The following is a 22,518-nucleotide window of genomic DNA, read 5'->3' on the forward strand; positions in this document are numbered from 1 at the left end:
AGGGTCTGTTGACATTTCACATAGGTAACCACAGATACCCGTATGCCATGGCAAGCATACTCTCAAAATTTCTCTTCAGTCTGCCATATCGCGTAGCAACTGCCCGGTACTGTTTTATCCGGGCAAAGACGTTTTCTACAAAATGCCGGTATCGATACAATCCCCAATCCATGTCTGTGTTACCCTTTGTCGAATTGCACTTCCTTGGTATCACAGCTTTGGTTCCTTTCTTTACTATCTGATCACGTATAAACTCACTGTCTAACCCTTATCCACTACAATCGCTTGTGCATCAGGTAATTTGGCGATTAACTGCGGTGCTGCAGAACAGTCATTGACTTCGCCACTGGTGATTTCAAACTCAGCAGGTAAACCATCACCATCGACTGCCAGATGAATCTTTGTGATGTTACCCACACGGCTTTTTCCGATGGCCTGCGGTTCTTAAACTGCTGCTCCTGCACTATGCTGATGCGCTTTAATGTAGCTGTCGTCAATGAATTCCCACTCCCAATCCGGATCAATACGCCTTGAAAATCCTTAACCATTTCCTGCTTAATGACCATGCATTGAATCTTTTGTAGATGAAATTCCAGCAGCCGAAAGCCTTCGGTAAATCTCGCCACGGGCAACCAATCCGCATTCGATACAGCATGCCTTCTACCGTCATGTGCAGATTGCACTTGTTATAGATCAGAATCTTCTCCAGCTTCGACCAAAACTCATCATTGAGCATCAAGTGGGGCATCGCAAACTCGTTTTGTTGGTGATATAGGAACCCCAATATTACGAGTTTGTTTTTTCTATGAGATACTTATCTCAAAACGTCAACAGACACTAGTTATCGAAGTGAAGTATGGGATCGTGACAGATCAAATACTCACAGAAATTGCAGCCGGTCATGGCAACAATACCGCCAGCTTGATAATCATTCATAGCGGCCATATCAGCAGCAGCAGCGGAATACTGATCACCGCCACCAGAATTTCTAGCGGTGCGCCCAATTTCCAGTAATCGCTGAAGTAAAAGCCGCCAGGCCCCAGGATTAGAGTATTGTTTTGATGGCCGATAGGCGTGAGAAAAGCGCAGGAAGCGCCGAGCGCTACCGCCATCAGGAATGAATCGGCATTAACGCCAAGTGCGGCCGAAGTGGCGATGGCAATCGGGCACATCACGGCTGCGGTGGCGGCATTGTTCATGAGATCGGACAGAAACATGCTGACGATCAGGATCAGCACCAGTGCCACTACCGCATTGCTCTGCGCCACGTTATCCAGAAGGAAACGGGCTATTACATCCGCAGTGCCGCTGGACCCCATCGCTCCAGCTACAGGGAGCAGCGCACCGAGCAGGACAATCACCGGCCAATCGATCGCTTCGTAGACCGAACGCGGCGATACCGTGCGCAATGCCATGGAGGTCAGTACAGCGACGGCGAACGAAATTGCCACCGGCAATAAGCCGAAGGCGGCGCTACCCACCGCCATGGCCATGATGATGCCGGATTCCCAGGCTTTGCGCTTATTCGGGATATGCAATTCCCGCTCGGCCAGTGGTACGCAACCATTGTCGCTCGCAAATGCCAAGAGTGCTTCGGGAGGGCCTTGCATCAGCAGCAAATCGCCCGAGCGGAAAGCCAGTGAGCGCAATCGTGACAGCGAACGCTGGCCATGACGCGATACCGCGAGCAGGTTTAGGCCGTAGCGTGTGCGCAGCAGAATGTCGCTGGCCGAGCGTCCAACGAGTGACGATCCCGGTAGCACGGCGAGCTCCATTAACCCGATTTCCCCGGGAGGTGCGGCTTTGCCGTCATCGCTTTTGCTTGCGATCGATTTATCCGTATCTTTTGCGTTTTCCTTGGGGTGCTTCGCAACGTCTTGTTGTGGCGTATTCGTTTCTATCGCCATAGCCTCGTGTTTCTGGGGTGGCTGAATTTCTTCCTCGAGTTCTAATTCCAGGGTGGAAAGTACGGTGGCCAATGCTTCGGCTTCGGCTTCGATTATCAGAATGTCGCCGGCTTGTATGCTGCGCCACGGACTGGGCGCCATCATGCGAATGTTGTAGCGTATCATACCGATGATTTGCGCATCGGTCTCACCAAGCGCCGCTTCGATCTCGCGCAAGTACATGCCTGCTACTTTGCCGCCTTCCGGCACACGTGCTTCGGTGATGTACGCTCCTGACTCGAAACCCTCGACTCCGGCTTGCTTGCGAACTGGCACCAGCCGCCAGCCCAATAGGGCGACGAAAGCAATCCCGGCCACGGCGACTGATAACCCCACCGGCGTGTAATCAAACATAGCGAAAGCGCCATTGCCGGCCTGGGCGCGAAACCCCGATACGATCAAATTAGGCGGAGTTCCAATCAGCGTCGTCATGCCGCCCAAGATGGTGCAAAAAGCCAACGGCATCAGCATTTGTCCGGGAGTGAGCTGCAAACGGCCGGCCAATCGCACGGCAACCGGCATCAAGAGCGCCATTGCGCCAACATTGTTCATGAATCCCGACAGTACTGCACCCAGCGTGCACAGTGCGGCTATGCTAAGCGCCACCCCCGCCCGGGCGGGCAATATAGCGTGCGTCAATGCATCCACCGCGCCCGAGGTTTGCAGGCTGCGGCTGAGCACTAGCACGCACGCAACGGTGATGACCGCCGGATGACCAAAGCCTGCGAATGCTTCATCCGGCGATACCAATCCGGTCAGTACGCACGCCAGCAACGAACCAACCGCCACCATATCGTGACGCCAGCCACTCCATAGAAACATTCCCAAGGTGGCGAATAGAATCAACAGAATCAGCAACTGATCATGTGTCATGAACGCTGTCGCAGCTTGATTAAAAGAATTCCCGAGCAATCGGTTTCTTTCTGGAGGTGTCGCACCTTACAGCTTTTATCTATACGTTTCAAAACCTCTGCTCCTCTGGTAGCCGGTTCGCTGCTTGCACGGTTTACAGTCATAGCGATGCATAAGGCATGGTATGCCAATAATCTCCGTATAATTCCACTTATTAGTAATTATCATCATGATGATAAATGTTTATTTTTAATCTCTATCGGGTTTAATTCCTCGCCCCTTGGGGTGTAGGCTGGTTGAAAACCAGCAGTTTGAAGAGCGTATTTAATACCTCGCCGCTTGCGGCGGGATGCTTTATTAAACAGTTGCAAACTTAGGAAAATACAGTTTATTTATATTTTATATGGTTTTTTTTTGATTATGAAAGGTGCAAGATATGCATAAACTATTATAGCATTGAATTAATTGAATTTTTTATGGTTGCTCATGTATATGTGTATAAAGCTATAGGGTCTATTGTTTTTTATTTAGCCGTCTACATAATGTCTACATGAATCCATAATTCTTATGCAATATATTGCAAGCTATTGATTTATTGGTGCTGTTGAGAGGAGTCGAACCTCCGACCTACTGATTACGAAACGTAACTATAAATATTAATAATATATAAATCAATTGCTTGTAATGCTTGCCATATATAAAAAACAATGTCAGACAGTTTCAATCGGTGGAGTTCTTAGAATAGTTTGGCACAAATTTGACACAATGTTCGCAACCTATTTGGCTCACCAAATCAGATAAATCTGAGTACTGAGTTAAGGGTTTTTCGATATCCTGAGAAGTTGGATATGAATCTCTGTTACTGGCTGTTTTCAGAAAAAAGTTTAATCGCCAGATTCAGTTAAACTTGAAGATTTTAGGAGCTCTAATTTTGCTATTGCATTTTGAAGATAAGGAGCGATAAGCAAACCGAGCAAGTATCCGCTTAGTTTCCCAAAACGTTCTTGTTTTTTCTCTTCGAGCAATTTGGTTACTTGTTTTAACCAAGCTAGCTCAGATATAAGCTTTTTATTAAATGCATCTACGGTATACCTTTCACGAAATACATATGCAAGTAGCCTGAATTGCTCTGGCGATGCTTCCAATAATGCAACGGCAGTATTAGCAAATACCTGCGGCGGTAGTTCAAGAAGAATTGGTATTTCGTAGAATTTATTATCCTCGTGATTAGAAAGTATGAGTGAACGCATGAACTTACCTGTGTCGTTCCTCATCAAGTTAATAAGATTCTCTGCTTCATGCTTGTAACTCTCCTGCAGAACCGTATTTATTCGTTGATATAAATGTGATTTCAGTTCTTGAAAAGAAGCCTTTTCAGAGGAATAAAACTCATGAGAATAACAAATATTTTGATCAAAAAATGGATCAAAATATTTGCTGCTAAATGGAAGCAGGTCTTTATTTTTCAACTCATCAATATACTGTTTTGCGAAGTTAAGAATCTGTTCTTCATTACTATCATACAAACTAATCTCCGATAAATGCATGAATACGCCGGCAAGATGCATTACCACTCCCGCATCTGTATATTTTTTATTGTTCCATTTTTCTTTGATTCCCTGGAGCAGTGATTCAAACTCAGGGTCAGTTAGAGATTTATAAGCTAGTAATTGTACCCAGTCAGATTGTTTTGTAGATTTGAAGTATTTGGTATTGAGAAGTGCTTCATTAATATCATCAGATGGTATCAATCCGCTTGTAAATAAAGTTTTCCAAATTGATTTTGTTAATACAGAGTCTTCTGAATCAATCTCTAAAGTAGAATATTTGCCAAGTTCATTAATCTGATCTTGATCTTCTGTTTTTTTTCTAAATCCCAGAAAGCGATCTATTATCGGATTTCCAAGTTTTGAGGCATCGAGATTCCCGCTTCTAAATTCAAATGAATATATTAGGAAATATGCAAGTAAATGTGATACAAGGCTTCTCTTTTTCTTGCATTCTGCTTCAAGCATTACATAGAAACGATCAAAATCTAAAAGTGCATGCCTTAATATTCTTAAGTTATTGTATTTTGAAATTATATAAATTTGCTCAATAAGAGCCTCATTCTCTGAGATTATTAACTTTGTTTCATCATGCTGAAGTTGTGTAATGAAAAACTGTAGCGCGGGTATAAGCTCAGGTTCTAACTCCAGCGTTTTACCAATTAATTTTTCTTTTATTCTTTTATATTCTTGGTATTCTTTATTTTCCTCAATTCTCGCTTCATCAGCGATTAATATTGCTTTAAAGCCACTGTGCTCCACGAGCTGGTTTATGTACCCTAATAAATTAGGAAGTAAAATTGCGCAGCGTTCAATGTCGTCAAAAACTAATAATTTTTCTTCTGGAATATTTTGCTTAAGTAAATTTTCATCTGGAATGCCAACACCTACATTTCCATCCGATCTGCCGTCATTATTGAAGTCAAGTTGTATCGTTGCTTTAAGAACACCCTTTGTCAGTTTACCCAATACCTGCATACCTTTAGAGGCTAGAATCGGATGTAATTGCCTAAAAAATTCATTCTCGATTTCTTCGATTGAACTGATGCCATAAAGGCTGACATACAAATAATTATTGCTGGTTTGTTTGTTAAAGAAATCTGTAATAAACCATGTTTTTCCACATCCCCAAGAACCTTTTATCATGACAGCATATTCTGGGCGCGTATTCAAACCTGTATAGTAAGAAAGGTAATCATGAATATGTTGATTTTTTAATGACATATTAGCTTCTACTGAGAATAATGCTGTTTTTGTAAGATGACACAAGAGATATTTTTTTCATTTATTCAATAACCCAAGAACTAAGTCGAATTACAAATGACTTTCCTTCCTCTGATAAACCTAATCACACTATCTGATTTGGCAGCATGGGAAGCTACGAAAAGTTATATAAGAAAATTAACAGATTTATAGTGCTTTGACTATCGGATTAATTATTCAATAATTACTGGCAACTAAAGGTGTAACTATCTTGTTATGACTTAAATTTACCTTTAATTCTGCTGTTTTCTGGTAAATGCTGAGTCTGTTTTTTTATTTTAGTAGCTAAATGATCATGAAAAGATTAGGTTAAACCAATCTCATTCAATCTTGCACAGTCTCACCCACAATGTTTGACAATAAATTCTAATCGTGAGAAATTGCGATCGTCGTAAGTCGCTCTTTAAAAAGTCAACTGCAAATGTCCGGGTTTTCAAGACCTGATAGATACTTTGCGCCAAAATAACCAATTGACAGTAAACTTACCCAGAGCACTTAAATTACTATGCGCTTATTAGTGACTAATTTAATCTAAAACGGGGGAAAACTAACCTGCGATTTAAAAGGCTATTCGTGAAGCTTTTAGTTAAGCTCCAATAGTAAAAACATCGAAACCGACCTATCCACCTTAACCATCCATAAAGTCTAACCATTCTGCGCCAAATCCTAAACGTGCCAACACTCAAAAAACGTCTAGGCTCATTCCTGCGCTAACAATTCCCTATTGAAACAAATTTTCTTGAATAAATAAAACACCAGTCCGGCTGCTGTGGTGTGGCTTTTTTGCGTCTTGTGACTTCATTTTTTAACAATTAAGTGAGGTTTAACATGAGCAATGATGATTCTTTGATCGGGAACGTACCCGATGGATGTGATAGTGTTTCTTCCGCATTACCAAAAACCGCAACCGTGAGACTGTCTGACCGGGAGCGCGTCCAGCGCGATCCGGACGGACAGACGAACGGGGAAACAATTAAGGGTACGCTGGTTAGTAACACAGTACCCTATAACTGCAATAGTGAGTACTTCAAGCTTTTGAGAATTGGGGTTGATAGCCTGTATTTATCCTATCAAGGTGAACTGTTTCCAGAAGTCAAAGAACGGTTGGTCAAGCTTAAACAACTGGCACAGCATCCAGAAGCAGATCAACAAGCGCAAGCACAATATGCTATTGCTGGCCATATCTTTGAAGTCAAGGATAAAGGCTCGTCAATATTCCCGTATGTGCTGGAAGATGGCGCATTCCGCATCAGCTTGTCCAGAACCAGCAAGAAAACACCGATGGCGTATGTCAAGATATCCTCCCGGTATCTATGCAGCGTTAAGCCTGCTGAAGCAGAAAAGCATTTACGCGAAATTCTCAAGGAACTGGGTACCCTAGATAGTTATGCCCATGTTAGCCGTATCGATCTCTGTGCTGATTTTGTTTCTCCTGAGAACATGGAATCCTGGGGGCGTGAAGGATGGATAACGCGCGGCAAAAAGATTGATGCCCATGCAGTTAATGAGAAATTCACTGGCTGGTCGATTGGCTTGGGTGGCAAGATTTCCTGCCGGTTGTATAACAAACTACTAGAGATTCATACCAGCGGCAGAACCGATCTTGTTCCTTTATGGAAAGAAACCGGTTGGCAAGAAGATGAACCCGTCTGGCGTGTTGAATTTCAGTTGATGCGCGATGTATTGGCAGAGCACGGTTTGATAAGCCTTGATACTGTGCTGGCCAATTTAAACGGATTATGGAGCTATGCTTCAACGGAATGGTTGCGCTTAACATTGCCCAATCCCGATGATCAAACGCGCTCACGCTGGCCGATTCATCCATTGTGGGGATATATCTCTTCTATAGACTGGGAAACCGACTTCAACACGCTTTCCAGATCGTTCAAACCGGAACGCTTACCTGAAGATAAGCGAATACTGACATTAGGCATCAGCTCAATGGCTTGTTTTATGGCCAAGCATGGCATTACCGATTTTGATGAAGGCCTGGATCGCTATTTGCTGGCACTGCATCAGCATCTTTATTCCTGCGGCGAATTTATGGGTTTGTCAGCGGAGGATTATCTACTTGAAAAGGTGCGCTTACGTGGCAAAGAATACAACACCATTCTAAATATCAATGAAGCAGATCAAAAACGCCTGGAAGTTGAAAGGGCTGCTAAAGATTATCGCAAAGCTTCGGAGGGAGAATGAAAACCCTTACCTTAAATGAAGCTGCCCAATTTCTCAAAATGCACCCAGAAGAAGTGCGCCGACGCGCTAAGAGGGGGATTATTCCTGGCGCAAAATCGGGTAAACGTTGGGTATTTGTTGAAGATGATCTTGTTGCCTACCTGCGCTCGTTATATGCTACACCTCGGCAAGCGTTGCAAGTGGGACATGAGGAGAAACAATTATGTCACTCTGTAAACGTGGTAAGACGTGGTGGATTAATTTCACCACACCAAGCGGCGAGCGAATTAGATGCTCTGCTGCAGCTGAAGATAAAACCCAAGCACAGGAATTCCACGACAAGCTGAAAGCTGAATCTTGGCGGGTTGTGAAACTGGGGGATAAGCCAAAACGCACTTGGGATGAAGCGGCTTATAAATGGCTGATGGAAACGCAGGATAAAAAGACACATCATGATGACGTGGCTAAAATAAACTGGCTCCAACAGTTTTTTAGAGGCAAGTATCTCGATGAATTGACGCGCGATGTGATTGCGGGGATTGGCGAATTAAAGCGAAAAGAAACGAGTCCGGCGACTGCCAACCGTTTATTGGCTCTGATTCGTTCAATCTTGCACCGTGCGGCTCTTGACTGGGAATGGATTGATAAACCCCCAGTGATTAAGCTGTATCGTGAGGCAAAGCGCCGGGTGCGCTATCTGAGTGCAACGCAGGCTAGTATTCTGATTCAGGAATTGCCGCAGCATTTGGCGGATATGGTGACGTTTTCACTGGCTACAGGTTTGAGGCGGTCAAACGTCACAAAACTGGAATGGTCGCAAGTAGATATGCAAAGAAATGTTGCGTGGATACATGGCGATCAGGCCAAAGCGGGAAAACCGATTCATGTAACCCTAAATGCAACGGCAATGGCGGTATTGACTAGGCAGATTGGCAAACATCCAAAATCAGTATTTAGTTACAAGGGTAAGCCAATCACACAAGTGAATACAAAAGCTTGGTATAAGGCGTTAAAACGTGCCGGTATTGAAGATTTCCGCTGGCATGATTTGCGCCATACCTGGGCAAGCTGGTTAACTCAGAATGGCGTGCCATTGAATGTCATTCAGGAAATGGGCGCATGGGAATCTGCTGAGATGGTGAGGCGGTATGCTCACCTTGCACCTGAGCAATTTGCTCAGCATGCCCGGGTCTTGGATGGTGTGCTAAATGTCACAAATTTGGCACAATCGAAGTAAAGCAAGTTCAGTTACGCTTCTAAGTCTTTGTTTTATGGTGCTGTTGAGAGGAGTCGAACCTCCGACCTACTGATTACGAATTCTAAAATGCACTGTTTTACGTTGCTTTAATATTTTTGAATATCTATTAATGTCATTGTTTTGTATTGATTTTAACTGTTATGTTGTTTTAAAATCCACCCCATAGTTTTACGTCTACTGTCTACATAGTGTCTACATGGCGTCTACATGAATGGAGATCAAAACAATGACTACACCTCAAACGCTACCGCAGAAAATCACAAAATCCTATGTAGACAGATTGTCTACACCAGACACCGGCCAAGCGTTTATTCGTGATACCGAACTGAAAGGTTTCGCCGTGCGCATTACTTCATCCGGCACAAAATCATTTATCCTGGAAAAAAGAATTGACGGCAAAGTGAAGCGCTTAACATTGGGCCGCTATCCGGAATTAACCGTCGAGCAAGCCAGAAGGGAAGCGCATAAATTACTTGGCCATATCGCCACCGGCCGCAACCCTGTCGCTGAGAAAAAGCAAGAAGCTTTGCAAGGCACGACACTGCAGCAGGCTTTTGATGATTTCGTTAAAACCCGGAAGAATCTCAAAGAACGAACACTCTATGATTACCGGCGGCTGATGAAAGTTGCGTTTGCCGATTGGCAAGAAAAGGCAATGACCGGTATCAGCAAAGATATGATCAGCAAGCGTCATAACAAAATCGGATCGGAGAGAGGGGAAGCCTACGCCAATCTGGCTATGCGATTTTTACGCGCTCTGTTTAATTTTGCCATCGCACAATATGAGGATGGCAGCGGCAAATCCATCTTGCATGAAAATCCGGTGATGCGCCTAACCCAAACTCGCGCCTGGTATCGGATTGATCGACGCCAAACCGTAATCAAACCGCATCAACTCGCATCGTGGTACCAAGCCGTTATATCACTCAAACACGATCCGATTTCAAGCCAATCCGCACTGGTGGCTGATTATCTTTTGTTTCTCTTGTTTACAGGACTGAGACGTCAGGAAGCTGCGACACTAAAATGGTCAGCTATCGATTTGAATGACCGATCTTTTACATTAACCGATACCAAAAACCGGCAACCTTTGACGTTACCGCTGACAGATTTTATTTATGAATTGCTGGAAAAACGAAAAGCTGTGGCAAATTCTGATTATGTTTTTGCCGGAGATGGCAAGTCAGGCTATCTGATTGAACCTCGCTGCCAAGTGCAAAAGGTCATTCAACTATCCGGTGTATCGTTTACATTGCACGATCTGCGCCGCACTTTCATAACTATTGCTGAAAGCCTCGATATCTCAGCTTATGCGCTTAAACGATTGGTCAATCACAAAATGTCAAATGATGTAACGGCTGGCTACATTGTCAGTGATGTAGAACGTTTAAGAAAACCAATGGAACAGGTATCGGCACAATTATTACAGTATTTTTGTACTAACGGAATATGAAATATTACAAAGCTATTTTACTTTTAATTTCCGTCGATTTGTAAACAAAAAAGGTCAATGCTTAAATAACATTGACCTTATAGGAAGGAAATTGAAAAAACTTACGGTTTAGGCATATATTTTTTTCATCGGAAGGCGCGTTTTACTTTTCGATACACTTCCAATTAAAAGATAGCTTACAAAGAATACTACTCCCAAAATGAGATCAATTTCTAACCAGCTTATTTCAGATTGCATGACTGAAAGTGAATGTAAATCGCCGACTGCGGCAAGTGCAGCTAGCGGTAAAGCACCTAATAAAACGAAAGCAGCTTTTATGGCTGTACTCAAAAGGCTTTGACTGGTTTTCATTTTTATCTCCTAAATGAAAGTTTATTGAAGTTATCGAAAGTTTACGAGCAGTAAGAGTCTGTAGTTCACAGAAAGTTCACAAAATATTTATAAAAAATTCACATATATTGGTTTTTCTTTATAAAATAATATGTTATTAAAATAATTTTGTCTCATCCGGTATTTTTATTCCTAGACTACCAACCAACGTTGGAGATTTTCTGGTCTATCAAGGCACTTGAATATAATGTTTTATAACTTATAATATGTCTGATTGTTATAATTTATTGATCCGGCCGCAAGCCAAAAAGAAATTGCAAAGCTTGCCGAAAACGGATCGATTCAGGATTGCTGAGAAATTGGAACAACTAGGCCGGAATCCCGATGATCGTTCGCTTGATATCAAGAAACTGGAAGGCGAACCCTATTTCCGGCTAAGAGTTGGTAATTGGCGCGTTATTTTTGAACGGCATGATGTCGTTAGAATTATTACGATTGAGAAAATCAAACCGCGTGGAGATGCTTACAAATGACACTGCAAAAAATCAAATCCATACAAGGCAAAGATGAATATGTTTTGTTGCCAATAGCAGTTTATCGCGTTCTGAAAGATCAGATCGAAAAAGAATTAGCGGCTTGCGAAGCAAATCAGAGTGACGAACAAGCCTATGAACCGTTTGTGCTTGAGGATTATGTCGATAATCCCGTCGCGTTAGCACGAATCAAGGCAGGCATTACCCAGGAACAACTGGCCCAGCGTCTTGGTGTCAGTCAAGCTTATGTGAGCCAAATTGAGCGTCGCGACACCGTCACCAATAAGATGCTTGAACGAGTGCATACCGCCATTCACAAAACTAAATAGTTTTACCGACCAGGAAGCTTTCAGGATGAATGTAATTCTTCCTTGATTACTTTTCGTATCGTTTCCTCGATGGTCTTTTTCTGCATGGCTTCCCGCAAGGCAGCATTGATAAGTGTCTGATATCCTCGCCCCCCGGCTTGCTGCTTGAACCAGGCCACAATATCCGGATCAAGTGTGATGTTGATTTTCTGTTTCTTCTGCGGCAAAGGCTTCAATCCGATTCGATGTACTGCGTGCTTAAAATCATCATCTGTCCAGACGGGGGCTTCATCCAAATCATCAGAAGTTGGTAAAATAGTTTTTTTGTTCATGGCGTTCAGCTTTTCGCATGGAAATAATATGAATCTCATCAGCGGTTTCAGTATGTGCAATAACCACCACCTCAACCCCTAGCAAACCTATCGTGGAATATCTGTTTTCGCTGTATGCAAAACGTGTGTCGGGCTTGGTTAGCGTGTAACCAGCAAAAACTGTTTCAGCATCGGCAAAGTCCAAGCCGTGTTTTTTCAGGCTGGCTTTGCGTTTCGCTTCATTCCACGTAAAGTTCATACTCCAAATAATATAGATTAATATCTATATTATCAAGATACAATTTTCTCAAGTGTTCAAGTGATGAGCCGTCTAATGAGATTATTTCTCACAGGATGATCGGTCGTGCATGTAGAAAATAATCCCGACTTTAAATCTATTTGGCAGTTGGCTCATGATTGGACGGGTGAAACGCCTGATAAAACCGATCCCACTGCAATTTCTCCAGAACTAAGGATTGCTATTGATCGCTTGCTTCGAGCAATAAGCAGCAAAGAAATTTCCGCTAAATGGAGAGGGCGTAGAATCTTTATCGATAACTTGCTTATCTCATTGATTTTTGAACCTAGGCATTGCATGAGATTTTATCGATGGCTGATGCATAACGAATTCAGTAAAGATTATCTGGATAATCTTTACGTCAGGAGGAATGAAGTCATTACTTGGTGCGACAAAGTCATCTTACTTGATCCTCCGCCTTGCTGGATGCCAAAACACTTACTCGATAAACAAATATCTACTAAGGAAGCAAAGAACTACCGGTCAGCTAACGAAACGGAAGACCGGATTCGTTGCCAAGCCATAGCCAGCGCGTTATGGGAGCTTGACCCCGCTATACACCCTGTCCATTTGACTCAATCAACAATAATGCGGCGATTTGGCAACGGCAGAGACTATAGCGAAGAAACGATCAAAGATTGGATTAAAAACGTTGATCCGCAAAAAAAGCGCAAAAAAGGTGCTCCGCCGAAGATTCAATACAAAATTGAACTAATAAAAGATCCTCAGCTTGAAGATTAGAAGCGCAAATAGTGATTCTTGACTTCATCTCAAAATGCAATCAATCCGCATCAGTACTTATTTCCTAAATCCCTGCCAGTCCTGAACAGCATTTTTAATTATGCCTCAGTCGACTGACCCTTTTTTATTTCTTGGTAAGTTGCAGCAGTATTAATTCCATTTCAACCACAAATGGAGTTAATCATGCATGACCTTTTACTCACTACTAAACAAGCCGCACAAATCTTAGGCGTCAGCACCGCATTCCTGGAACGAGACCGCTGGGCCGGAGCACGAGTGCCATTCGTCAAAGTAGGCAGCCGGGCAGTTCGCTATCGCCATAGCGATCTGCTCGCCTATATTGAATCTTGCATTCATTACTCAACCAGTCAGTACTGAGGTGTGTATGCACACGTCAGTACATAATAACCATGAACTGCTCAGCTCCGGTGAACGCATCGCCGAAGGTATTTTGAGTTCACTTGATGAACCGGATGGCAACGATAAACGCTGGCGCGCGCCGATATTCCGGCAACTTCCCGTGCGTATTGCTGAAACTGTCGCCTATGATTACAAAGAAACTTACATTTTTGACGGCAGGAAAAACGCAAATCTTCATTTGCTGAGTACTTTCGGTCAGCCGACTAAATGCACGATTCCACTGAATGCAAGTGACGATGATCTGAAGGCGCTATCCAAACGCATCGTGCTGGAAATAAGAAGTTTTAGTAATCTGATGTTCAATCGAGCTGATAGGGCAAAAAGCCTGCTGCATTTTGCCCGGCGATATGATGTCAGGCTACCTGCTTTGGATGATCCCGGCATTACAGCAAAGGGTATCTATGCCCGCCTGACTGACGAAAACTGGTGGTTGCGCAGACTGCGTAAAACACATGCCAAGAAACTGGAACATCAAGCGATCCGATCCGGCTTGGTAAATCGGAGAAAAGGCGCGTATGTCAGCGATGAGACCCTGCAGCGGCGCAAAGAGCAAAAGAAACGTAATCACCGCATACTTGAAGGGCTTCTGGCTGTCAATGAATTGGGTGAAGGTTTAACGCTCAGTGAAATTGCAGAACATAGCTTGGCCAACCCTCTAGTACGTCGCAGCGAATTGATGGTGCGCATCTTTGGTTTTGAATTCATCGCTAATGAACTAGGGCATGTTGGTGAATTTTATACCATCACCTGCCCATCCAAAATGCATGCACGGTTATCAAAAAGCTGCGAACCAAACCCTAAATATGGCGGCACCACGCCTGAACAAGCGCAACAATATCTTGATCAGGTCTGGTCGAGAATCCGCGCAAAGCTCAAGCGAGATAACCTTGAAACGTATGGTTTTCGTATTGCCGAACCGCAACACGATGGTACACCGCATTGGCACATGCTGTTATTTATGCCACCCGAACTAACCGCAAGAGTGAGAAAAATCATAGAGCATTATGCTTTGCAAACCGACGGTGATGAACCAGGCGCACAGGAACACCGTTTCAAGGCGGTCTCTATCGATAAAAGCAAAGGAACTGCAATTGGTTACGTTGCCAAGTATATTTCCAAAAACATAGATGGCCACGGTCTTGAACATGACATTGACGGCAGTCCGATACAGCAGGCTGCTGAACGGGTCGAGGCTTGGGCATCAACTTGGGGAATCCGGCAATTCCAGCAAATCGGCGGTGCAACTGTTTCAATCTGGCGGGAGCTGCGCCGGATCAGCGATGCGCCTGAAGGCATACTGGAACAAGCTAGACAGGCAGCCGACCAAAATGAGTGGTGGCGCTTTATTCAATTGATGGGCGGCACTACTGCCAAACGTAAAGACAATCCCATCAAGTTAATGAAAATCGACTCGAAGGAGCGAGGCAAGTATGGCGATCCAATCGGGAAAAAGATTTGTGGCGTTGAAACTGATACCGTCCAACTACTGACACGATTGCATCAATGGCATATTGAAAGATGCGCAGTTAACATGGAAGTAACTGAAGAGATGAGCGCAAAGCGCTCGCGGGGGAGCGTCAGCGACCGCGGCGGCGCTTTTGCGGCGTAGCCGCCTTGGAGTTCTGTTAATAACTGTACGATTGCAGTTCATATGAATTCATAATTCCAGTTCTGAGGTTCTTTAAATATTGTTACTCGGAGATATATAACGAAGCAACAAATGTAAAAAACGCAATAGATATCAAAATTGACGAAAATTTTTAAATTTTAGTAACAATATTTGAACCTATTGATTGTGATGTGATCACTTTTAGCTCATATCGATAATGGTAATTGTTGATATGAATGGAAGTACTATAGCTGGGATTGCTTTTAATATCATTAAGGAATCTAGGCCGCAGTTTTTGTTTAGAATCAAAGTAATAGTATATATAAAAAGAGATTTTATGCAATTAGATATTTATAATACTAAAAATTAGAATCGGGAATGAATTAGATGCCAATAAACAACACCCAATTTAGATATTATGATAGCAATGTCCTGCGCTTGCCTGCCGAAAAACGCAAAGAATATCATGAGCAGGTAGATCGTCTTATCAGTGAACTTAGTAAAAAACTATACGATCAGACCGACATTAAAATTACCAAGGTAGTAAAGGCGGGATCGTTTGCGAAATACACCATACTTCGCAAAACATCAGAAGATCCCATAGATGTCGATGTGGTGTTCTATATCTCCGGTCGTAGTGTCGATAAGGAAACTCTCGAGAGCTTGAGTGAAACAATTTACAGCTTGTTGATTAAGCTTTACCCCAACAAGACTGTTGATCACTTCGAAATTCAGCGCAAGGCAGCGACCGTCAAATTCATTAAATCGGGCTTGAGTGTTGATATCGTTCCTGTCATTGAAGATCCATCCAGATTAGACTACGGGTGGCAGTACGACATATACGACGGTTCCAAAATACAAACGTGCGCCTCTTGCCAAATAAAGTTTGTACGCGATCGCAAGGAGGTTGATAGTGATTTCCGGACTTTGGTGCGACTGGCTAAAAGATGGAGAAACTACATCGAGCTTAGACCACTGAAATCATTCATAATAGAACTGATTATGGCCCATGTGCTTGCAAAGAAAGGTAAGGACGGCTCAATCGAGAAACGCTTTCGCGATTTTCTGCTTTATATCGCTCAATCAGAATTGAAGGAAGTTATTTGTTTTCCAGAAAACGGGCTGATTACTCCGCAATTTTCCGAACCCGTCGTCATTCTTGATCCCGTATGCAACAGTAATAACGTCGCTAGCCGCATCACGGAGAAAGAGCGATTGGAAATTATGGAAGCTGCAAAGAATGGTTGGGAAATCGCTAACTATGCTTCTATCGAAGATGACATCGAGATATGGAAAGAACTGTTTGGCCCTCGTTTCAAAGTAGAGGATTGAGTTATGAGTTATTCAAGCACTGCGACTGAAACTTACTCAGTCACTGATATTGAAATCGTTATGCGAAGAGTTGCCGCTGACATCGTCATGATAGCTAGCAGCACTGGCGCTGCTTCTGAAGAAAAAGCGCGCGAATGGGGGCATGACATTGAAGTTCTTGCAAAAAACGGATACCTAAGTGCAGTAGATTTGACTTTATTTAGCGGAAATAGCGAAGTAAAAGCGGTGCGCTATGACGTCAACAGAGAGTCAGGCACATTAACTACAAGCCGACCTGGAGGCGTGCTTTGGCCGCGTGTTAACCTACCTTATCTCCAAATAATTCTGATGTACACTCCAGAATATAATGACTTAGCGCGATCAAAAATGAAAGGGAAGCTTCGTGTTTCTTGGGTTCCCTCCAACGTAGACACTAGTCATTCAACACTCAATTCCACTTCAGGTCGGAACTATGTCAGTAACGCATACGGTATGCAGCGTAAGGATTTCAGCAAATGAGCCAAAATAATATATTCGACAATAAAACAATTCTTCCCGATAGCAGCTTGGCGGCACGGCAGAAAACACTGCTTGGATTTGAGTCCCGTTACGAGAAAATCCATGATCAACTACGCTTACTGCTCAACCTTAATGAGCTGGCAGATTGGAGCAAAAAACATCACGGACAACGTATTCCTCTCTGCGATCTTGTAGCAGATCAATATCCGTTGGTGATCTTTTATGGCGACGTAGGCACCGGAAAAACGGCAACCGCCGAGTGTATTGCCAATCGCTTAGCAAAAGAATCTGGCACTGAGGACTCTATGCTATTCAAACTGAGCAACAGGGTGCGCGGAAGTGGAAAAGTTGGTGAGATGGGCACCTTATTGACCCAGGCATTTCAAGAAGTGATCCAATCAGCAGGAAAGAACAGGCGTGCAATATTAATTATTGATGAAGGAGATTCCCTGGCTGCTTCTCGTTCACAGGAACATAGTCATCATGAAGATAAGGTTGCGGTCAATACCTTAATACAATGTATAGACGACTTACGGCGATTTGGTGGAAGGATAGTCGTATTTCTCTGCACAAACCGGCTTTCGGTGCTTGATGCTGCTCTTCAAAGGCGAGCAGCAATAATAGAAGAGTTCCTGCGACCAAATGAAGTGGAGCGGCGGGAATTATTGAAAATGGATCTGACTGGAGTTTCTCTTACTGAAAGCCAGTTAGCCGAGTTAGCATCTGTAACAGGACCAAAAAATGGAGCTCCCGGATGGACTTTTTCAGATATTCGAACTCGACTTTATCCGGCGGCATTAGCTTCGGCTTTTCCTAATCAACCGCTTAGCTTCACACATCTTCATGAAGTTGCAAAAAATATGCGCCCATCGCCAATCTTGGAGGATTTCTAATGGCAAGATCACCGCTTTTCGGGCGTCGAATTCATATTGCAGGAAGCATTCCGAGTAAGGAAGAGGAGGAAAAGTACGCATCTGCCGAGGAAGTTGGACATGCACGACAATTAGTGGAAGTCCTGGTTAAGGAATTGCTGCGAAAGGGCGCCAATTTCGTTATCCCTGTCGATGCCGAGAAGTCACGGAAATCTGATGGCCTTCCAATCTGCTTTGATTGGCTAGTCTGGGATACCATCCAAAAGAATCTGGCGAGTCGTCCGACTGGCGCACCTAATCCACTCATTATCGCCGTCAAACACCACAAGAACGAAGAGCAGATTCCTGAGCAATATCAGCACCTGTGGGATACGTTACGCGGCTCTGATCTAGTCCAGATTGAAAGCGCGGTGCATTGGAACATGAATAGCAAACGGATGGAAGTTCAAGCTCGTTGTGGAGATATTCTGATCGCGGTTGGCGGCGGCGAAGGGGTGTTATTTTTAGCCAACCTGTATCACGATGCTGGCAAACCCGTTATTCCTTTGAATCTCAAACTTTGTCCACCCAATACCGGTGCGCAGCGAATCTTCGAGTATGGCCTATCAAGCAGCCATGCACGGCGACTTTTTCAAACGGAAAGCGGCATTTCACCGCATACATGGATCAACCGGATTGATTTTCCTAACCGTAAAGATGCTACCGAAAGGGTGCGCGACATGACTGCTCTACTTGAGGATATTTCACCACCCAAGGCTTTCGTTGTTCGGCTACTTAATCCTGCAATTCCAGATTATTCTGATATTCAGAATTTCTTTGACAGTGTTGTACAGCCGGTGGTAGAAGATGAACTTGGTTATAAACTGACAGTAATTGACGGAAACCAGGCATATGATTACGCCAGAATCGATGAAGAAATCTTCGCTAAACTCCATCGCAGTAGCGTTGTCATCGCTGACATAACTGGTTGCCGCCCAAATTGCTTCTTAGAATTGGGATATGCGCTCGGGCGAGGTCTCCCAACTATGCTCCTTGCAAAAGATGGCACTGATCATCCTTTTGATATTAACTCGTTTTCTGGCCATCACTGGAAAACGACTGGAACCGTAGAAGAGCGCCGAAAAGATTTTCGCAAGCACTGGGAAGCCATTAAAAATCGTCCTCCCTTAGTCCCAACGGAGCCACTTATACCATGAATTCTAAGCGTGAAATTTTCATATCAGTGGATGTGGAAGCTGCAGGCCCCATTCCAGGGGAATACAGCCTGCTAACAATCGGCGCTTGTCTTGTATTTGATGATAAGGAGACATTTACTTGTCAGATCAAACCAACTACTCTCAATATAGTTCCAGAGGCTCTGACAGTAACAGGTCTTTCATTGGATGTATTGGAAAAAGAAGGCTGCACGCCCGTTGAGGCTATGCAAAATTTTCGTGACTGGATTATGCGTGTTATCGGTTTCGACGGCATTCCTATATTTGTAGGCTTTAACGCCGCGTTTGATTGGTCTTTCATCAACTACTATTTTCATCGTTACATTGGCGAAAACCCCTTTGGTTTTTCTGCGTTGGATATTAAATCGTTATACATGGGATTTTCCAAGTGCTCATGGAATCAAACCAAATCAAGCCAAATCGCAGCCAATCTCCATCCCAAATTAACCAGCACACATGATGCACTGCAAGATGCACGTTATCAGGCTGAACTATTCCGTCTAATTCTATCTGCTCATTTTTGATTATAAATTTTAATCGATTTTAGCTCCATCAATCGTATGTTTAACTAACATACCTAACACAAATTTTCGTTTTTTTTCTTCAAACTAATTTCCTTACAGAATGCAAGTTATTGTTTTTATGTTGCAGACACTAAAAATCAAACTCGGGCCCTTCTGATTGCAAGTTTGATTTGCTCTGTAGTTAGATTTTCTAAAGCAATTTTTTAACTGCCTTTTATATCTGATTTGTTGTCTACATAGAGTCTACACAAATAAAATATTTTGTTGTTATTTGATGTAACTTATTGAATTTTTGGTGCTGTTGAGAGGAGTCGAACCTCCGACCTACTGATTACGAATCAGTTGCTCTACCAACTGAGCTACAACAGCATTGGGCAAAACGAAGCTGGCTATTATAGATGGTTGGGGAATTGCGGGCAAATGTAAAGAACAGCTTTCTATAGCCTGTGTGATGTAAACTTAATAAACTCTAACTCGTTATGAAGTTTATTTTAGAAAAGCCAGATTCAATATTTTTCTGACAATTTTCGCCTAAGTTCGGCGATTTTCGTCAAAAACCTGTACAATTTAGCTATAACAGTCCATAATTCACAAATGGATTCTAAGAAAGCTAAAATAAAAAATATCTTGATCATTCATGGACCCAATTTGAATCTATTAGGGGTACGTGAACCGGAGATTTATGGTGGAATTACTCTGCGAGATATTAACAGAAAATTAAGCAATTTAACCGAAAATAGCGACATTAAGCTGGATTTCTTTCAACATAATGCGGAATCGGCTTTGATTGATAGAATACATCTGACAATGCATGACGGAACTGATTTTATTATTATCAATCCGGCGGCTTACACGCATACCAGTGTTGCGTTGCGTGATGCGATTGCGGCGGTAAAATTACCTTTTATCGAAGTGCATTTATCAAATATCTTTTCTCGCGAATCCTTTCGGCACCATTCGTACTTCTCGGATTTGGCGATTGGCGTTATCAGTGGTTTGGGTGCTAAAGGGTATGAGTTGGCATTGGAATATGCCATGACATCCTACTGACCGGTTTTATAAACTTTTTCCTTCCGCAATATCATGATGTTGCGTTTTTTTCACTAAGAATTAATTTTTTGATAAAACGACCTTGAAGCGAGGCGCCACCTCGGGAGATTGAATATGGATCTAAGAAAGCTAAAGAAGCTCATTGAGCTGGTTGAAGAATCGAGTATTGCCGAGCTGGAAATCACCGAGGGTGAGGAAAAGGTACGGATCAGCAAACCAGGCTCCGGAACACCGAACTATGCCATTATGCCGCAAGCCATGCCGACCATGATGCAAGTCACGCCACAAGCCGCGCCGAATGCAACTGTTGGAAATAATGATGCTTTCGATGGAGCAGCCTCCACTGCAAAAGCGGTATTGGATGGCCACATTGTCAAATCCCCGATGGTCGGAACGTTTTACCGGGCTGCTTCACCGGGCGCAAATCCGTTCGTGGAAGTTGGTCAAAGTGTCAAAGTAGGCGATACGCTGTGTATTATTGAAGCAATGAAGTTGTTGAATGAAATTGAATCGGATAAGAACGGTGTGATTAAAGCGATTCTACCTGAAAATGGGCAACCCGTTGAATACGGTGAACCTCTCTTTATTATCGAATAATTATCTGAGAGAGATCAGATAACCATGTTTGAGAAAATTCTTATAGCGAATCGAGGCGAAATCGCATTGCGGATTCAGCGCGCGTGCCGAGCGATGGGTATCAAAACGGTCGCGGTGCATTCCGAGGCGGATGCGGAAGCCAAGTACGTAATGTTAGCCGATGAATCGGTTTGTATTGGCCCTGCACCAGTAGCGCAGAGTTACCTCAATATTCCTGCCATCATTAGCGCTGCCGAAGTGACCGATGCCGAGGCGATTCATCCCGGCTATGGTTTTTTATCGGAAAATGCTGATTTTGCGGAAAGAGTTGAGAAAAGCGGGTTTGTTTTTATCGGCCCCCGACCTGAAACGATTCGCTTGATGGGTGATAAAGTCAGCGCGAAAAATGCCATGAAAAATGCCGGAGTACCGTGTGTACCTGGTTCCGATGGCGCGTTGCCGGAAAACATCGATGAAGTAAAAAGGATCGTCAAGGAAATCGGTTATCCCGTTATTCTTAAAGCCGCGGGTGGCGGTGGCGGACGAGGCATGCGGGTCGTGCATACTGAAGCTGCATTGTCGAATGCGGTCATCATGACACGCAATGAAGCGCAAGCTGCGTTTGGAAATCCGACAGTTTATGCAGAGAAGTATCTGGAAAATCCCCGGCATATTGAATTTCAATTATTGATTGACGCGCACGGTAACGCAGTGCATTTGGGTGAAAGGGATTGCTCGATGCAGCGGCGGCATCAGAAAATTCTTGAAGAGGCACCTGCACCAGGTATACCGGAGAAATTACGCAATAAAATCGGTGAACGTTGCGCCGATGCTTGTCGCCGTATCAAATACCGTGGTGTCGGTACATTCGAATTCTTATTTGAAAACAATGAGTTTTATTTCATTGAAATGAATACTCGTTTACAAGTTGAACATCCGGTTACAGAAGCAATTACCGGTATCGATTTAGTACAAGCGCAAATCAATGTGGCTGCCGGCCTAGCGCTGCCTTTTAGCCAGAAAGATATTATATTTAAGGGACATGCCATCGAGTGCCGCATCAATGCGGAAGATGCCTATAAATTAACACCTTCCGCCGGACGCATTACGCAATACCATGCACCGGGTGGTCCCGGGGTTCGGGTTGATTCGCATGTGTACCATAATTATATGGTGCCGCCATACTATGATTCGATGATCGGGAAAATTATTACCTATGGCGATACCCGCGAGCAAGCCATTGCGCGTATGCGGATCGCATTGTCGGAAATGGTCGTGACCGGCATAAAAACCAATATTCCATTGCATCGGGATTTACTTAACGATGCAACATTCTTGAGTGGCGGTTTCTCGATTCATTATTTGGAACAAAAACTGGCGCTGCATAATAAAACCGATTAGGGCGCGA

At 43.6% G+C, this 22,518-nt stretch carries 22 protein-coding genes, 1 tRNA gene and 1 pseudogene; 17 read left to right on the forward strand and 7 right to left on the reverse strand.

Annotated elements, in window-relative coordinates; translation table 11 throughout:
* Positions 1-16 precede the first annotated feature (16 nt).
* The 3 genes and pseudogenes from KF839_RS07715 to KF839_RS07725 all read right to left on the reverse strand — a co-directional run bounded on the left by KF839_RS07715 (position 17) and on the right by KF839_RS07725 (position 5,569).
* A pseudogene (locus tag KF839_RS07715) lies at positions 17-748 on the reverse strand (IS5 family transposase).
* 184 nt (positions 749-932) lie between these two features.
* Positions 933-2,819, reverse strand: a complete 1,887-nt coding sequence (locus KF839_RS07720; RefSeq protein WP_292917266.1) for an SLC13 family permease — start codon at positions 2,817-2,819, stop codon at positions 933-935.
* Between the two features lie 863 nt (positions 2,820-3,682).
* The gene (locus tag KF839_RS07725; RefSeq protein ID WP_292917267.1) at positions 3,683-5,569 is read right to left on the reverse strand and encodes a P-loop NTPase fold protein; all 1,887 of its coding nucleotides are present in this window, start codon (positions 5,567-5,569) and stop codon (positions 3,683-3,685) included.
* Between the two features lie 867 nt (positions 5,570-6,436).
* Here KF839_RS07725 and KF839_RS07730 point away from each other — a divergent pair.
* The 4 genes from KF839_RS07730 (at position 6,437) to KF839_RS07745 (ending at position 10,494) form a co-directional block, all read left to right on the forward strand.
* The gene (locus tag KF839_RS07730; RefSeq protein ID WP_292917268.1) at positions 6,437-7,804 is read left to right on the forward strand and encodes a replication initiation factor; all 1,368 of its coding nucleotides are present in this window, start codon (positions 6,437-6,439) and stop codon (positions 7,802-7,804) included.
* A complete protein-coding gene (locus tag KF839_RS07735) occupies positions 7,801-8,130 on the forward strand; it encodes a helix-turn-helix domain-containing protein (protein ID WP_292917269.1) in 330 nt (109 codons plus the stop codon). Before KF839_RS07730 ends, KF839_RS07735 begins: the two co-directional genes overlap by 4 nt.
* Positions 8,040-9,020, forward strand: a complete 981-nt coding sequence (locus KF839_RS07740) for a tyrosine-type recombinase/integrase (RefSeq protein ID WP_292917354.1) — start codon at positions 8,040-8,042, stop codon at positions 9,018-9,020. Before KF839_RS07735 ends, KF839_RS07740 begins: the two co-directional genes overlap by 91 nt.
* A 247-nt stretch (positions 9,021-9,267) precedes the next feature.
* On the forward strand, positions 9,268-10,494 hold the full coding sequence (locus tag KF839_RS07745) for a tyrosine-type recombinase/integrase (RefSeq protein WP_292917270.1): 1,227 nt from the start codon (positions 9,268-9,270) through the stop codon (positions 10,492-10,494).
* A gap of 108 nt (positions 10,495-10,602) precedes the next feature.
* Here KF839_RS07745 and KF839_RS07750 read toward each other — a convergent pair whose 3' ends face one another.
* Positions 10,603-10,845 carry a hypothetical protein gene (locus KF839_RS07750; protein ID WP_292917271.1) on the reverse strand — a complete coding sequence of 81 codons (243 nt, stop codon included), beginning with the start codon at positions 10,843-10,845 and terminating at the stop codon, positions 10,603-10,605.
* A 245-nt stretch (positions 10,846-11,090) separates the two neighbouring features.
* On the opposite strand from KF839_RS07750, the gene KF839_RS07755 reads away from it, so the two are divergent.
* Positions 11,091-11,357 (forward strand): type II toxin-antitoxin system RelE family toxin, encoded by a 267-nt coding sequence (locus KF839_RS07755; RefSeq protein WP_292917272.1) that lies wholly within the window; start codon positions 11,091-11,093, stop codon positions 11,355-11,357.
* On the forward strand, positions 11,354-11,686 hold the full coding sequence (locus tag KF839_RS07760; protein WP_292917273.1) for a helix-turn-helix domain-containing protein: 333 nt from the start codon (positions 11,354-11,356) through the stop codon (positions 11,684-11,686). Before KF839_RS07755 ends, KF839_RS07760 begins: the two co-directional genes overlap by 4 nt.
* A 20-nt stretch (positions 11,687-11,706) precedes the next feature.
* Here KF839_RS07760 and KF839_RS07765 read toward each other — a convergent pair whose 3' ends face one another.
* Positions 11,707-11,997: a BrnA antitoxin family protein gene (locus KF839_RS07765; protein ID WP_292917274.1), complete on the reverse strand. Its 291-nt coding sequence runs from the start codon at positions 11,995-11,997 to the stop codon at positions 11,707-11,709.
* A complete protein-coding gene (locus KF839_RS07770; protein WP_292917275.1) occupies positions 11,966-12,235 on the reverse strand; it encodes a BrnT family toxin in 270 nt (89 codons plus the stop codon). The genes KF839_RS07765 and KF839_RS07770 overlap by 32 nt, the downstream gene beginning before the upstream one ends.
* A 105-nt stretch (positions 12,236-12,340) precedes the next feature.
* Between KF839_RS07770 and KF839_RS07775 the strand changes: the two genes are divergently transcribed.
* The 8 genes from KF839_RS07775 to KF839_RS07810 all read left to right on the forward strand — a co-directional run bounded on the left by KF839_RS07775 (position 12,341) and on the right by KF839_RS07810 (position 19,484).
* Entirely contained in the window at positions 12,341-13,015 is a 675-nt protein-coding gene (locus KF839_RS07775; protein WP_292917276.1) for a hypothetical protein, read from the forward strand.
* Positions 13,016-13,198: 183 nt separating this feature from the next.
* Complete coding sequence (locus KF839_RS07780) at positions 13,199-13,393, forward strand: helix-turn-helix transcriptional regulator (protein WP_292917277.1); 195 nt, start codon at positions 13,199-13,201, stop codon at positions 13,391-13,393.
* 7 nt (positions 13,394-13,400) lie between these two features.
* A complete protein-coding gene (locus KF839_RS07785) occupies positions 13,401-15,044 on the forward strand; it encodes a replication endonuclease (RefSeq protein WP_292917278.1) in 1,644 nt (547 codons plus the stop codon).
* A 387-nt stretch (positions 15,045-15,431) separates the two neighbouring features.
* Positions 15,432-16,376, forward strand: a complete 945-nt coding sequence (locus tag KF839_RS07790) for a CBASS oligonucleotide cyclase (protein ID WP_292917279.1) — start codon at positions 15,432-15,434, stop codon at positions 16,374-16,376.
* A gap of 3 nt (positions 16,377-16,379) precedes the next feature.
* A complete protein-coding gene (locus tag KF839_RS07795; RefSeq protein WP_292917280.1) occupies positions 16,380-16,874 on the forward strand; it encodes an HORMA-1 domain-containing protein in 495 nt (164 codons plus the stop codon).
* Positions 16,871-17,767 (forward strand): AAA family ATPase, encoded by an 897-nt coding sequence (locus tag KF839_RS07800; RefSeq protein WP_292917281.1) that lies wholly within the window; start codon positions 16,871-16,873, stop codon positions 17,765-17,767. Before KF839_RS07795 ends, KF839_RS07800 begins: the two co-directional genes overlap by 4 nt.
* Positions 17,767-18,942 carry a hypothetical protein gene (locus tag KF839_RS07805; RefSeq protein WP_292917282.1) on the forward strand — a complete coding sequence of 392 codons (1,176 nt, stop codon included), beginning with the start codon at positions 17,767-17,769 and terminating at the stop codon, positions 18,940-18,942. Before KF839_RS07800 ends, KF839_RS07805 begins: the two co-directional genes overlap by 1 nt.
* Positions 18,939-19,484: a 3'-5' exonuclease gene (locus KF839_RS07810; RefSeq protein ID WP_292917283.1), complete on the forward strand. Its 546-nt coding sequence runs from the start codon at positions 18,939-18,941 to the stop codon at positions 19,482-19,484. The genes KF839_RS07805 and KF839_RS07810 overlap by 4 nt, the downstream gene beginning before the upstream one ends.
* A gap of 293 nt (positions 19,485-19,777) precedes the next feature.
* Here KF839_RS07810 and KF839_RS07815 read toward each other — a convergent pair.
* Positions 19,778-19,853 (reverse strand) — tRNA-Thr (locus KF839_RS07815).
* A 225-nt stretch (positions 19,854-20,078) separates the two neighbouring features.
* Here KF839_RS07815 and aroQ point away from each other — a divergent pair.
* From aroQ to accC, 3 genes are all read left to right on the forward strand, one after another.
* Positions 20,079-20,534, forward strand: coding sequence for a type II 3-dehydroquinate dehydratase (gene aroQ / locus KF839_RS07820; protein WP_292917284.1), 456 nt, complete (start codon positions 20,079-20,081; stop codon positions 20,532-20,534).
* A 114-nt stretch (positions 20,535-20,648) separates the two neighbouring features.
* The gene (gene accB / locus KF839_RS07825) at positions 20,649-21,131 is read left to right on the forward strand and encodes an acetyl-CoA carboxylase biotin carboxyl carrier protein (RefSeq protein ID WP_292917285.1); all 483 of its coding nucleotides are present in this window, start codon (positions 20,649-20,651) and stop codon (positions 21,129-21,131) included.
* A gap of 24 nt (positions 21,132-21,155) precedes the next feature.
* The gene (accC, locus tag KF839_RS07830; RefSeq protein ID WP_292917286.1) at positions 21,156-22,511 is read left to right on the forward strand and encodes an acetyl-CoA carboxylase biotin carboxylase subunit; all 1,356 of its coding nucleotides are present in this window, start codon (positions 21,156-21,158) and stop codon (positions 22,509-22,511) included.
* Positions 22,512-22,518: the final 7 nt, after the last annotated feature.

The organism is Nitrosomonas sp., from assembly GCF_019635155.1.
In the GTDB taxonomy this organism is placed as follows: Bacteria; Pseudomonadota; Gammaproteobacteria; order Burkholderiales; family Nitrosomonadaceae; genus Nitrosomonas.

Coding starts and splice junctions, on each gene's coding strand:
- accB (WP_292917285.1), top strand. CDS start 20,649: ATGGATCTAAGAAAGCTAAAGAAGCTCATTGAGCTGGTTGAAGAATCG.
- KF839_RS07755 (WP_292917272.1), top strand. CDS start 11,091: ATGTCTGATTGTTATAATTTATTGATCCGGCCGCAAGCCAAAAAGAAA.
- KF839_RS07785 (WP_292917278.1), top strand. CDS start 13,401: ATGCACACGTCAGTACATAATAACCATGAACTGCTCAGCTCCGGTGAA.
- KF839_RS07760 (WP_292917273.1), top strand. CDS start 11,354: ATGACACTGCAAAAAATCAAATCCATACAAGGCAAAGATGAATATGTT.
- KF839_RS07745 (WP_292917270.1), top strand. CDS start 9,268: ATGACTACACCTCAAACGCTACCGCAGAAAATCACAAAATCCTATGTA.
- KF839_RS07770 (WP_292917275.1), bottom strand. CDS start 12,235: ATGAACTTTACGTGGAATGAAGCGAAACGCAAAGCCAGCCTGAAAAAA.
- KF839_RS07810 (WP_292917283.1), top strand. CDS start 18,939: ATGAATTCTAAGCGTGAAATTTTCATATCAGTGGATGTGGAAGCTGCA.
- accC (WP_292917286.1), top strand. CDS start 21,156: ATGTTTGAGAAAATTCTTATAGCGAATCGAGGCGAAATCGCATTGCGG.
- KF839_RS07730 (WP_292917268.1), top strand. CDS start 6,437: ATGAGCAATGATGATTCTTTGATCGGGAACGTACCCGATGGATGTGAT.
- KF839_RS07800 (WP_292917281.1), top strand. CDS start 16,871: ATGAGCCAAAATAATATATTCGACAATAAAACAATTCTTCCCGATAGC.
- KF839_RS07790 (WP_292917279.1), top strand. CDS start 15,432: ATGCCAATAAACAACACCCAATTTAGATATTATGATAGCAATGTCCTG.
- KF839_RS07780 (WP_292917277.1), top strand. CDS start 13,199: ATGCATGACCTTTTACTCACTACTAAACAAGCCGCACAAATCTTAGGC.
- KF839_RS07725 (WP_292917267.1), bottom strand. CDS start 5,569: ATGTCATTAAAAAATCAACATATTCATGATTACCTTTCTTACTATACA.
- KF839_RS07735 (WP_292917269.1), top strand. CDS start 7,801: ATGAAAACCCTTACCTTAAATGAAGCTGCCCAATTTCTCAAAATGCAC.
- KF839_RS07805 (WP_292917282.1), top strand. CDS start 17,767: ATGGCAAGATCACCGCTTTTCGGGCGTCGAATTCATATTGCAGGAAGC.
- KF839_RS07765 (WP_292917274.1), bottom strand. CDS start 11,997: ATGAACAAAAAAACTATTTTACCAACTTCTGATGATTTGGATGAAGCC.
- KF839_RS07750 (WP_292917271.1), bottom strand. CDS start 10,845: ATGAAAACCAGTCAAAGCCTTTTGAGTACAGCCATAAAAGCTGCTTTC.
- KF839_RS07795 (WP_292917280.1), top strand. CDS start 16,380: ATGAGTTATTCAAGCACTGCGACTGAAACTTACTCAGTCACTGATATT.
- KF839_RS07720 (WP_292917266.1), bottom strand. CDS start 2,819: ATGACACATGATCAGTTGCTGATTCTGTTGATTCTATTCGCCACCTTG.
- aroQ (WP_292917284.1), top strand. CDS start 20,079: ATGGATTCTAAGAAAGCTAAAATAAAAAATATCTTGATCATTCATGGA.